At 68.9% G+C, this 6,062-nt stretch carries 6 protein-coding genes; 1 reads left to right on the forward strand and 5 read right to left on the reverse strand.

All coding sequences use genetic code 11. The annotated features are described in order from the left end of the window. The coding region (locus tag ON23_RS28550) for a DUF4153 domain-containing protein (RefSeq protein ID WP_306307149.1) at window positions 1–1,235 on the forward strand (1,235 nt) is incomplete at its 5' end. Between the two features lie 71 nt (window positions 1,236–1,306). Here the strand turns inward: ON23_RS28550 and ON23_RS28555 are convergent. The 5 genes from ON23_RS28555 to ON23_RS28575 all read right to left on the reverse strand — a co-directional run bounded on the left by ON23_RS28555 (window position 1,307) and on the right by ON23_RS28575 (window position 5,706). After that, entirely contained in the window at window positions 1,307–2,026 is a 720-nt protein-coding gene (locus ON23_RS28555; protein ID WP_039782055.1) for a 3'(2'),5'-bisphosphate nucleotidase CysQ, read from the reverse strand. Between the two features lie 188 nt (window positions 2,027–2,214). Next, window positions 2,215–2,751 (reverse strand): MTB12 C-terminal domain-containing protein, encoded by a 537-nt coding sequence (locus ON23_RS28560; RefSeq protein WP_244969564.1) that lies wholly within the window; start codon window positions 2,749–2,751, stop codon window positions 2,215–2,217. Continuing rightward, window positions 2,748–3,536, reverse strand: a complete 789-nt coding sequence (locus ON23_RS28565) for an enoyl-CoA hydratase (RefSeq protein ID WP_039782056.1) — start codon at window positions 3,534–3,536, stop codon at window positions 2,748–2,750. The genes ON23_RS28560 and ON23_RS28565 overlap by 4 nt, the downstream gene beginning before the upstream one ends. Window positions 3,537–3,545: 9 nt before the next feature. Then, entirely contained in the window at window positions 3,546–4,724 is a 1,179-nt protein-coding gene (locus tag ON23_RS28570) for an acyl-CoA dehydrogenase family protein (RefSeq protein ID WP_039782057.1), read from the reverse strand. Further along, window positions 4,708–5,706: an acyl-CoA dehydrogenase family protein gene (locus ON23_RS28575; RefSeq protein ID WP_039782058.1), complete on the reverse strand. Its 999-nt coding sequence runs from the start codon at window positions 5,704–5,706 to the stop codon at window positions 4,708–4,710. The genes ON23_RS28570 and ON23_RS28575 overlap by 17 nt, the downstream gene beginning before the upstream one ends. Window positions 5,707–6,062 lie beyond the last annotated feature (356 nt).

Below are 6,062 nucleotides of genomic sequence, written 5' to 3' on the forward strand. Positions count from 1 at the left end.
CGGATACACCCGCTGAGCGCCGGATCCGGCCCGGCCGCTGGTGGGCGGCCGCCGCACTCGCACTGCTCGCGGTGGGCACGTTCCGGGCCGCGGGGTGGTTGTTCGTGCTCTGCGTGATCGCGGCGGCCGTGTGCGGGTCGCTGGCGGTGGTAGGGCGGCCGTCGGCGCGCGGAGTGTTCCACGACGCGATCGCGGTCCCGCTGGCCTCGGCCGGCGCCCTGGCCTGGGTGTACGCGGCGCAGGGCAGGCGGCAGGGCAGCACCGGAGCACGGCACTGGCGGCTCGGTGCGTCGGTGGTCGCGACGGTGATGATCCTGGCGGTGTTCGTGCCGCTGCTCGCGGGCGCCGACGCCACCTTCGCCGCCATCGTCACCGGGCTGGTGCCGCGCATGGACGCCGCCACCACCACTCGATGGATCGTGCTGTTCCTGCTCGCCGGTACCGCAACCCTGGGCGCGTTGTATCTGCTCGCCGGTCCCCTGGCTCCTGCCGAGGCACAACGCGCACCCGCGAAACGCACACTGGCACGACTGGAATGGGCGCTGCCGGTCGGGGCGCTGACGGTGTTGTTCGCGTCGTTCCTCGGCGCCCAGCTGGTGGCCCTGTTCGGTGGCGACGACTATGTGCAGCGCACCGCCGGTCTGACCTACGCCGATTACGCGCGCAGCGGATTCTGGCAACTGGCCGCGGTCACCCTGCTCACGCTCGCCGTCATCCTGCCCGTACTGCACCGGGCCACCAGGGATTCCGCACGCGACCGCATCTGGCTTCGCGGCCTGCTCTGCGCGATCAGCGGGCTCACCCTGGTGATCGTCGCCTCCGCATTCGGCCGCATGTGGACCTATCAGCAGGCATACGGATTCACCGTGCTGCGTCTGCTGGTCGGAACCTGTGAACTCTGGCTCGGCGTCGTCTACCTGCTGGTGATCGTCGCGGTCCTGCGCCTGGAAACGGCGTGGCTGCCGCGCACCACCCTCGCGACCGCGGTGGCCGCGCTGCTGGTGCTCGCCGTCGCGAATCCCGAGGCGCTGGTCGCGTCGGAGAACATCGACCGCTGGCAGCGCGGTGAAGAACTCGACGTCGACTATCTGTCCGGGCTGTCGGCCGATATCGTCCCCGTCCTCGACCGTCTCCCGGCACCGATCCGCCTCGACCTGCGGCAGCGGCTCATCCACGGACCCGACGACGAGACCTGGAACAGCTGGAACCTGGCCCGGATGCGCGCGGATGAATGACGGCGAGCACCGGGCAGTGACGCCGGCGCCGGCGCCGGCGAACAGACCGCGACGCCGAAGGCCGCCGCTGCTCAGATGCCGAAGTCTCGCAAGGCTTCCAGGACTTCCTCCGCCAGCTCCGGCCGGCAGATGAGCAGATCCGGGAGGTAGGGGTCGGGCTGGTTGTAGATCAGCGGTGAGCCGTCCAGGCGCGAGGTGTGCAGGCCCGCGGCGGCGGCTACGGCGACGGGTGCGCAGGAGTCCCATTCGTATTGGCCGCCGGAGTGAGCGTAGATGTCGGCTTCGCCCCGGACGACCGCCATGGCTTTGGCGCCGGCCGACCCCATGGGGATGGTGTCGGCGCCGAGTGCGGCGGTGAGGTAGTGCACGCAGGCGGGTGGGCGGCTGCGGGAGACGACGATGCGCGGCGGGCCGTCGTGGGCGGGCGGGAGTACCGGCGGCGCACCGGTTTCCAGCACCAACCCGGGCACCGGAAGTGCGACGGCACCGATCTCGGCGCGGCCGTCCACCGCCAGCGCCACGTGCACGGCCCAATCCGCTCGCGGGGGCTGCCCGTATTCGCGGGTGCCGTCGAGCGGGTCGACGATCCACACCCGGCTGCGGGACAGGCGAATCGGATCGTCGGTGCTCTCCTCCGAGAGAACCGCGTCGTCGGGCCGCAACTCCGCCAGCCGCTTCAGCAGCAGTTCGTCGGAACGCCGGTCCCCGACCGCACCGCCCTGGTCACGAATCTCGAGCAGGAGCTCACCGGCTTCCCGGGCGAGCTCGGCGGCCACCGCGTGGTCGTCCATATTCGGTTCTCACTCTCCCGCCGGACGGCGAACCGACGCCGACCGGGCGCACCTGGCGCGCCGGCGTTCGGCCGGCGCTCGCATCGCCCCGCGGTGATCGGCGGGACCCTTGCAGTGTGCCAGCCGGTCCGGCCACGGCGGCGTGCCCCCTGCCGCTGCGGGTCGATCAGGGGGCCGGGAGCAACCGATCAGCAGGCGGGTGCGGTGCCGCCCTGCAACTTCAGCAGCGCGCAGAAGGTGGTGGCGGCGACCTTCCACTGCCCGTTCTCCTGCACGGCCTGCCCGGCCTGATCCGGCAGCACCGGATTGCCGCCCATCAGCAGCGTGTAGGTCACGTCGGCATGATCGGCGTCGACGGTGGTGACCTTCGAGACCGTCGCGGAGGTGCCCTGCGCCTGCGGGTTGCCGGCCTGGGCGGCCAGCACGGGCGCGAACACGTCGCCCTTCTCCACGGCGGCGGCGCGTTTGTCGGCGGGCTGTTTGGCGTCGAAGAACAGCACGTAGGCGTCGGTGACCGCCTTGGTGGTCGCCGGATCTGCCGCCGACGATCCCGCGGCGGGCGCGGCGGCGGAGGTGGTCGCCGCGGCGGCCGTCGTGGTGGTGGAGGAGGCGTTGTCGGACTTGTCGTCACTACAGCCGGTGACGGTCGCCGCCGCGATCACCGCGATGCCGCACAGACCCGCCGCACCGCGAATCATCTTGTTGCGCATGGATATGCCCTTCATTCGATCTTCTGTTTCATCTCGTCCAGGTTCACCAGAATCGGATAACCGTTGACGCTGAGCGCATTGCCGTGCCCGGTCTGGTGCACGTCGAACACCGACTGGATGGCCGCGTAGAAGCCCTGCACATCGAGGGTCTGATTGACCGCGCGCTTGGCCTGGCGCAGACCGAACGGCGGCATCGCGGCGATGCGTTCGGCCAGCGCCCGGGTGTGGGAGTCCAGTTGGTCGCGCGGGACGACGGTATTGACCATGCCGATCTGTTCGGCCTCGCGTGCGGTGACCGCCCGCCCGGTGAACAGGATCTCCTTGGCCTTACGCGGCCCGAGTTCCCAAGTGTGCCCGTGATATTCGACGCCTCCGATCCCCATCATCACCACCGGATCGGAGAACAGGGCGTCCTCGGCGGCGACGATCAGATCGCACGGCCAGCACAGCAGCAGACCACCCGCGATGCAGCGACCCTGCACCGCGGCGATGGACGGTTTCGGAATGTTGCGCCAGCGCAGCGAGAATTCGAGGTACTTCCTCGATTCGATGGCGTAGATGCGTTCCAGGGTGATCGTCGACGGATCCGGCCACGATCGATCCTTGAGATCGTGCCCGGCGGAGAAGTGTTTCCCGTTGGCGCGCAACACGATCACCGCGACATCGTCGTCGGCGCCCGCCTTCTGCCAGGCGGCATCCAGTTCTTCCAGTAGTTCGCCGTTCTGGGCGTTGGCGGCCTCCGGGCGGTTGAGGGAGATGGTCGCGATCTTGTCGGCGACCTCGTATTCGATGTACGACATGGCGACTCCTCAGCCTCGGGGCAGGCCGAGCACGCGCTCGGCGATGATGTTGCGCTGAATTTCGGATGTGCCGCCGGCGATCGTCCCGGCGAAACTGCGGGTGTAGCGTTCGAACCAGCTGGCGCCGAAGGCATCCAGATTCAGCGGGTTGAACGGCGTGGTCCGCGCCGGATGGATCAGGCCGCCGGCTCCCTGGGCGCGCAGGGCGTGTCCGGAGGCGGTCTGCACCGCCTCGGAGCCGAAGACCTTCAGCACCGACAGCGCCGCCACATCCTGTTCTCCGCGCGCGGCGCGGGCCAGCGCCGCCGAACCGAGCAGCCGCAGGGCGTAGCTGTCCATGATCAGCGTGGCGTAGTGATCGCGATCGAGCACCGTCTCCGGGGTGAAATCGGCGGCCAGTTCCTCGAGCCGGTCCACGTAGGACAACCACAGCAGTGTGCGTTCGTGTCCGAGCGAACCGTTGGCGACGCCCCACCCCCCATGCAGCGGGCCGACCAGATTCTCCGCCGGCACCCGCGCGCCTTCGAAGAACACCTCGTTGAAATCCAGATCGTGCGGACCGCAGACCGAGGCGAACGGTCGTCGCGTCACGCCGGGGGTGTCAGTGGGAATCAGCAGCACGCTGATTCCCTTGTGTTTCGGCGCATCCGGATCGGTGCGCACGAAGGTCAGCAGCACATCGGCGTCGTGAGCGCCGGAGGTCCACACCTTCTGCCCGTCGACGACGAATTCGTCACCGTCGCGCACGGCCCGGGTGCGCAGACCGGCCAGATCCGATCCCGCGCCGGGTTCGCTCATGCCGAGCGCGGCAGTGATCTCCGCGCGCAGAATCCTTCTCGCCCAGCGGGTTTTCTGCTCCTCGGTGCCGAACGACAGCAGCGAGGCGGCGACGATGCCGACGCCCTGCGGATTGAAACTGTGATAGATGCGCCGGTTCGACAACTCCTGCAGATGCACGTACTGCTGCAGGATGGTGGCATTGCGCCCGCCGAATTCGGGCGGATTGCCGGGCAGCAGCCAGCCGTGATCGAACTGCAGCCGCTGCCAGTCGCGCGCCCAGTCGGGTACGTCGGCACTGGAATGCGACCGCCGCCGGCTCGCGGTGGCCGCATCGGGTAGATGGGTGTCGAGGAAGGCCACGAATTCGGCCCGGAACTCCTCGACGTCGTCGTCAAATCTCAGTTGCACGGCACTCCTCGGCGATCAGCGCCCGGTGTTCGGCCGCGCCGCCGAGCATCAGCTCGCCGGCCTGGGCTCGTTTGAGCGCGAACTGCAGGTCGTTCTCCCAGGTGAAACCCATGGCTCCGAACAGCTGTAACCCGTTGCGGAACACCAGGTTCTGGCACTCCCCTGCGCCGGCCTTCGCCATCGAGGCCGCCAGCGCCCGGCGTGGGTCGTCCTCGGCGATGGTCAGCGCCGCGAAATAGGCCAGCGCCCGGGCCCGCTCGATCGCCACATGCATATCGGCGGCCTTGTGTTTGACCGCCTGCAGCGAGCCGATCGGCACGCCGAACTGATGGCGGGCGCGCACATGGTCCAGCACCAGGTCCAGGATCCGCCGGCAGGCGCCGACGACGGTCAGAGCCATCCCGGTGGCGGCGAACTGGCGTGCCCGCGCCACATCGACGGTGCCGCGCCGATCGTGTCCGGCGCGCACGCCGTCGAAACGCACCTCGGCGATGTGCAGCACCGGATCGAAGACCGCGCTGCGCCGCACCTGCACCTCGGCCGCCGGCACCACGAACACCCCCGCCTCGGTCACCACCGCGAACTGTTCGGCGCGGTCGCCGTCGAGGACATGATGGGCGGTGCCGTCGAGCACCCAGCCGTCGGCGTCGAGGACCGCGTCCACACCGTCGTACACGGCCGTGCCTGCCACCGCCGGATCGGCGAATTCCGGTGCCAGCGGGGCGAATTGGGTCATCGTGGCCAGATACGGCGTGGGATCGGTGGCCCGGCCCAGTTCCTCGAGGACGATCGCCAGCTCGACGGCGGCCGCGTCGCCGGTCAATTCGGTCCAGCCCAGCTCGATGTAGGTGCGCCACAACGGCATCGGGTCGCCACCCTTGTCCGCGATCTCGCGGATCAGCGACGCCGGGCACTGTTTGCCGACCGCCTCGCGCACGGTGTCGCGCCAGAGTCTTTGTTCGGAGTCGAACTCCAAAAGCATTCCGGACCGCCTCTCTGGCCACTAGACTGCCTACCGACGCGAGAATAGCATTCTCCACAACAGAAAGTAACAGTCTCTCGTGCCGTTCCCGAACACGCGCCCTCGGTGCCCGGGAACATGACATTCTCCGGTACAGTGCATTCATGTTCTGCACACATAACCAAGGACCGAGCCGACCGTGAGCAGCCCCAGCGAAGAGCCCGCCTGGAAGCAACGCGCCGTCGAGCGCTCGATCCGGACCGCGAAATTGCGTGCCGAACAGCGAGTACAGCGCTTCCTCGACGCGGCCCAGGCCATCATCACCGAAAAGGGCACCACCGATTTCACCGTGCAGGAAGTGGTGGACCGCTCCAAAC

It is taken from the genome of Nocardia cerradoensis NBRC 101014 (assembly GCF_000308535.1).
GTDB classification, from domain to species: Bacteria; Actinomycetota; Actinomycetes; order Mycobacteriales; family Mycobacteriaceae; genus Nocardia; species Nocardia cerradoensis.

Excerpts from the sequence above, each read along its gene's own strand:
- ON23_RS28555 (WP_039782055.1), bottom strand. The coding sequence starts at position 2,026 with ATGGACGACCACGCGGTGGCCGCCGAGCTCGCCCGGGAAGCCGGTGAG.
- ON23_RS28560 (WP_244969564.1), bottom strand. The coding sequence starts at position 2,751 with ATGAAGGGCATATCCATGCGCAACAAGATGATTCGCGGTGCGGCGGGT.
- ON23_RS28565 (WP_039782056.1), bottom strand. The coding sequence starts at position 3,536 with ATGTCGTACATCGAATACGAGGTCGCCGACAAGATCGCGACCATCTCC.
- ON23_RS28575 (WP_039782058.1), bottom strand. The coding sequence starts at position 5,706 with ATGCTTTTGGAGTTCGACTCCGAACAAAGACTCTGGCGCGACACCGTG.